Consider the following 5,297-nt stretch of genomic DNA (forward strand, 5'->3'; position numbering starts at 1 on the left):
CATAGCGCATCAATCGACGGTCGCGCTGAATCTCGGCGAGCAGAATGCCGTCGGTCATCAGCTTGACCAGGGTGCGCTCCCCGGCCCGGTCGTTGAATCGCACCGTGTAGCCGATCACGTCACCCAGTGGGCTGCCCACCTCGTCGGCGATGCGCTGCGCCACGGTCCTAGCGGCGAGCCGGCGAGGCTGGGTGTGCCCGATCATCCCGCGCACGCCGCGACCCATCTCGAGGCAGATTTTGGGCAACTGGGTGGTTTTTCCCGATCCGGTCTCGCCGGCGACCACTACGACCTGGTGCGACCGGATGGCGTCGGCAATTTCCTGACGCCGCGCGGTAATCGGCAGGTCCGGGTATGTGATCGCCGGAACCGCGGCCTGCCGACCGGCAACCAGCGCCTCGGCCACGGCAACCTGCTCGGCGAGTTGCCTCAGCTTCGCCGGATCCGCGGTGCGCAGATTCTTCAGTCGCCTGCCCAGGCGGGCCGTGTCACGAAGCGTCAGGCTCGCCAACTTCGTGCGCAGTTCTGCAACGGACGGTTCGGCCACTCGGGCCAGGATAGGCGTGTCGGATCCCGATCGAGCGTCAGGCCCGCTGCCATCACCCGCTACGGCCGCAGGCGCCCTGCCGCAAAAGCGTGACTCACTGCGGGTGGGCCGCGATGTAGTCCGCGGCCGGAATCGGTTCTGCCGCAAAATATCCGATCGGTAGCAACACATCTCCAGCGGTCGTGCGGCAGTACACGTCCCATCGGTAGTAGCCGGCAAACGCGGCGGGGTCGCCACCGATCAGCGCGGCGTATTGATTCACCGCGCGCACATAGTCGCCGGCATGGTTGTAGCGGTAGATGGCGTGATCGTGATCGGTGGCGAAGTTGTTCGCGGCCAGGTAGCGACCCGCCGCGACGATGCTGTCGTGTGGCGAGTGGATGTCGCCGCCCTGCCCGTAGGCCGCAAACGTCGCAGGCAGAAACTGCATGGGGCCCTGCGCGTCGGCGGTGCTGACACCGTCGATGCTGCCCAATCGGGTCTCGACGAGATTGATCGCGGCCAGATAGTTCCACCCCACGCCGGTTTCCGCCTCGGCCTGGTGATAGAGGCCCAGCAGTTGGTCGGCCGGGGCCGGCGGCACGATACGCCACGCGGGCAGTGTGGTGCGGGCAGAAGTTATCGCGTCGAGCGCACGGCGCGCATCGACATTGCGGTCGTAGGTGTCGAGCAATGGCTGCGGGATGCGCGGCCGCGCGGCAGCATTCCAGTCGGGGTGGAGTCCGAGGGCGCGATAGGCCGCCTGTTGGCGACGCGCCGCCGCCACCAGAGCGGTCTCCCCGGTCGACGGGTCACGCAGTGCGTGTTCGTCGGCGACCAGGTCGTCGGCGATCTGGGCGGGACTCGGTGCCAGTCGAGGCTGTGCCCCGTCGGGCATTCTCGGCGTCGCGGCCGCTGTCACGGTTGTCGGCGGTTTAGGTTCCGCGGCGGCGCTCGGCGCTGTTGGTACCGATGACGGCGAACAGCCCGCGAGCGCCAGCACGGTCGCGACCAGGACCGGTACTGCGATCACTTTGCTTCGGCTCATCGGTTACTTCCCTCTGACTACCCAGGCCGCTTGACTACCCAGGCCGCTTTACTACCCAGAGAGTACGTGCGGTCGTGCGGAAATCGCGGCCTTGCGGTGCCTAATGTGCTCAGGGCGCCTCAGCCCGGGGGCCAGTGCGAACCCGGGGACACATGGCCGGGCTCGGCGTGCTCTCCGCGTGCCAGCGGCACCCACTGCTCGCTTGGCGCCGGCTGTTTGGACGACGGGAAGTCCCGCAACTGTCCCGACGGGTGCGCGTCCCACTGCTCGAACGTCAGGGGGGTCTGCAGCCAGGCGTGCAGCAGGTTGTAGGTCGCCTCCAGGGACTCGATATGAGTTCGCTCCCAACCATGGCTGCCGTCGAGACCGAAGCCGACCAGCGCGGCGCGGGTACCTGCGCCCGCCTCGATCGCCGCTGCCGCGTCGGATCGGTAGTAGCGGAAGACATCTCGTGCATACGGAATCTTGTGTTCCTCGGCAAGGCGGCACAGCTTGCGGGTGAGGTGATAGTCGAACGGACCATGCAGATCCGCCATCGGGATCGTGACGCCGTCCTCGATGGAGTGCTGGCCGGGGGCGCACACGGCATTGTCGATGGACACCAATTCGGCGACGTCGGCCGGCAGGCCGTCGCTGGCTCCATGGCCGACTTCCTCGGTGATGGTGACCATGATCGTGGTGCGATGCGGCAGCACTATCTTTCGTTCGGCGAAATTGCGGGCCAGCGTCAGCGCAACGGCGACACCGGCCTTGCCGTCGAGGTGGCGCGAAACGATGAAGCCGTCGGCGGCCAGTTCGGGGCTGGTGATCAACCCGACGAAGTCACCCACTTCGATGCCGAGCCGGACCAGGTCTTTGCGCGAGGACACCTTGCGGTCGATGCGGACCTCGACGTGTTCCCAGTCGGTGGGTTGAGTGTCGATTTCGTCGCCGAAGGCGTGACCGCTGGCCTTGAGCGGCATCACCGTGCCGGTGATGAATTCGTGGGGGTTGTCGCTGAAGATGCGGACGCGGGCACCGGTGGCAAACCGCGCCGAGAAAGTACCGACCGGGATCAACTCCAGCCGGCCGTTGTCTTTCAGCGTGCGCACCATGCAGCCGATCGTGTCGGCGTGAACGACCACGGCGCGGTCGATGGTTTCCGACTCACCCGGAAGCTCGGCGATCAGCGCGCCGCGACGAGTCAACGAAAACGGCATACCGAAGTTGTTGAAAATGTCGCCGATCAGCTGCATCACGACGTCGGTGCGCCCGGATGGGCTCGGGGTCTGCAGCAGCGCCAGCAGCGTGTCGATCATCCACGCGCGGTCGGACTCGGGCATGACCGCCGTTTTGCCCACGTTGTCTCCCTCGTGCTCGTTCTGGAATGACATCCAACCAGCACCGTTGCTGAAAGTCTGGCCCGCAGTGCGGACCCGCCCACTCCCGAACGTAGCGGAGCCAGCGCCCGAGCTCGCGGCCAGGTTTCACGGCCGTCGATCGGCTGCTGGCAAAATTGGCGCTATGGCTGTCACCGAAACCCGTCAGGTCGTCATCGAGGCATCGCCCGAGGAGATCATGGACGTGCTGTTCGACCTGGAATCCTTGCCCGAATGGTCCTCCACCCACCAGAAGGTCGAGGTGCTCGAGCGCGACGAGGACGGGCACCCGACCAAGTCACGCCAGCTGGTCAAGATCGTCGGGATTACCGATGAGCAGGTGTTGGACTACGCCGTCCACGACGACGGCGTGAGCTGGACGCTGGCCAGCTCCAAGCAGCAGCGTGCACAGGAGGGGCGTTACACGCTGACCCCCGATGGCGGCGCCACCACGGTCAACTTCGAGCTGACGGTCGATCCGACCATCCCTGTCCCGGGCTTCCTGATCAAAAGGGGAGCCAAGGGACTGATGGAGACGGCCACCGACGGTCTGCGCAAACGCGTGCTGGCGGTCAAAAAGAGCTGAGCGGTCCGAACCACCCGCAGGGCAACCAATCTCAGGTCCGGGATGTGGCGCCGCGCAGCGGGCCGTGCGCCGAGTTCGTCGTCAATGTCGAACCCCGACGTGATCGGGGCAAACCGCCGGCGCTATGGCCAATAGCTCAGACATGATGTTGCGCAATGCTTTTGCGCGAGCGCCGGCCAAATGTCGATATATTTTGGCTTCTATTTCACTGCCTGGGCTAATCGATTCGCTTAATTCTTGACCAACTCCAAAATAGGTCTTGACTGACTCCAGATCAGGGCGAATATTTAGGTTCGTGTCGTCAACGGAGACGGACTTCTCGGCACAGCTTCGAATGGCCGACTTACGCGTGACCCGTCCGCGGGTTGCGGTACTGGAAGCGGTCCATGACCATCCGCACGCCGACACCGAAACGATCCTCACGGCGGTCCGCAGCGGGCTGCCCGATGTCTCCCGCCAAGCGGTCTACGACGTTCTCAATGCACTGACCGCCGTAGGCCTTCTCCGGCGAATCCAGCCGCTGGGCATGGTGGCCCGTTACGAGTCGCGGGTCGGCGACAACCACCACCATGTGGTTTGCCGATCGTGCGGCAGCATCGCCGACATCGACTGTGCCGTTGGCGAGGCGCCGTGTCTGAACCCATCCGACAACGACAACGTGCTCGACGGATTCGTTCTCGACGAGGCCGAAGTCATCTATTGGGGGTTGTGCCCCACTTGTTCGACCGCGACAACTCGATCACAACCGTGATCACAGCCCGTTTCACCCACCTCTGAAAGGAATGCAGTGTCCTCCGATACAGCCCACAAGGGCAGCAATAGTGAAAATCCGGTCCTTGACGCGCCGACGCCGAAGAGTGACGCCCCTCTGACCAACCAGGATTGGTGGCCTAATCAGGTCGACACGTCGAGGCTGCATCCCCACGCACCGCAGGGCAACCCGCTCGGCGACGACTTCAACTACGCCGAAGCGTTCTCGGGGCTCGACGTCGAGGCGCTCAAGGCCGACCTGGTGTCGCTGATGACCACCTCGCAGGACTGGTGGCCCGCAGACTATGGCCACTACGGCGGCTTTTTCATCCGAATGAGCTGGCACGGCGCCGGCACGTACCGCATCTACGACGGCCGTGGTGGCGGCGGTCAAGGATTGCAGCGCTTCGCCCCGCTCAACAGTTGGCCGGACAACGGCAACCTGGACAAGGCGCGGCGGCTGCTGTGGCCGGTCAAGAAGAAATACGGCAACAAGATCTCCTGGGCCGACCTGTTGATGCTGGCCGGCAATGTGGCCCTGGAATCGATGGGATTCAAGACATTTGGATTCGCTTTCGGTCGTGAAGATGTGTTTGAGCCGGAAGAGGTTCTCTACGGTGAGGAGGGCGAGTGGCTGGGCACCGACAAGCGCTACTCCGGCAGGCGTGAACTCGCGCAGCCCTACGGCGCGACCACGATGGGTCTGATCTACGTCAATCCCGAAGGCCCCGAAGGTAAGCCGGACCCCGTCGCGGCGGCGATCGACATTCGTGAGACGTTCGGCCGGATGGCGATGAACGACGAAGAGACCGCGGCGCTCATCGTCGGTGGCCACAGCTTCGGCAAGACCCACGGGGCCGGTGACGGCGACCTGGTCGGACCCGAGCCGGAGGCGGCCCCGATCGAGCAGCAGGGGTTGGGCTGGAAGAGCTCCTATGGCAGCGGCAAGGGCGAGGACGCCATCACCAGCGGCCTGGAGGTGGTGTGGACACCGACGCCGACCAAGTGGGACAACACCTTCCTGGAGAC

At 64.9% G+C, this 5,297-nt stretch carries 5 protein-coding genes and 1 pseudogene; 3 read left to right on the plus strand and 3 right to left on the minus strand.

What is annotated here, in order from left to right; all coding sequences use genetic code 11:
* From AC2VOG_RS17040 to AC2VOG_RS17050, 3 genes and pseudogenes are all read right to left on the minus strand, one after another.
* Positions 1-547, minus strand: a pseudogene (locus AC2VOG_RS17040) (ATP-dependent helicase); the annotation flags it as partial.
* Between the two features lie 94 nt (positions 548-641).
* On the minus strand, positions 642-1,574 hold the full coding sequence (locus AC2VOG_RS17045) for a lytic transglycosylase domain-containing protein (protein ID WP_486941035.1): 933 nt from the start codon (positions 1,572-1,574) through the stop codon (positions 642-644).
* A gap of 119 nt (positions 1,575-1,693) precedes the next feature.
* A complete protein-coding gene (locus tag AC2VOG_RS17050; RefSeq protein WP_486941038.1) occupies positions 1,694-2,914 on the minus strand; it encodes an osmoprotectant NAGGN system M42 family peptidase in 1,221 nt (406 codons plus the stop codon).
* Positions 2,915-3,077: 163 nt separating this feature from the next.
* On the opposite strand from AC2VOG_RS17050, the gene AC2VOG_RS17055 reads away from it, so the two are divergent.
* The 3 genes from AC2VOG_RS17055 to AC2VOG_RS17065 form a co-directional block, all read left to right on the plus strand.
* On the plus strand, positions 3,078-3,518 hold the full coding sequence (locus AC2VOG_RS17055; RefSeq protein WP_486941036.1) for an SRPBCC family protein: 441 nt from the start codon (positions 3,078-3,080) through the stop codon (positions 3,516-3,518).
* A 334-nt stretch (positions 3,519-3,852) separates the two neighbouring features.
* A complete protein-coding gene (locus AC2VOG_RS17060) occupies positions 3,853-4,269 on the plus strand; it encodes a Fur family transcriptional regulator (RefSeq protein ID WP_486941039.1) in 417 nt (138 codons plus the stop codon).
* 36 nt (positions 4,270-4,305) lie between these two features.
* Positions 4,306-5,297, plus strand: a 992-nt coding sequence (locus AC2VOG_RS17065) for a peroxidase family protein (protein WP_486941037.1), incomplete at its 3' end; no start/stop codon positions are given.

Source organism: Mycobacterium sp. TH-M11 (assembly GCF_057473725.1).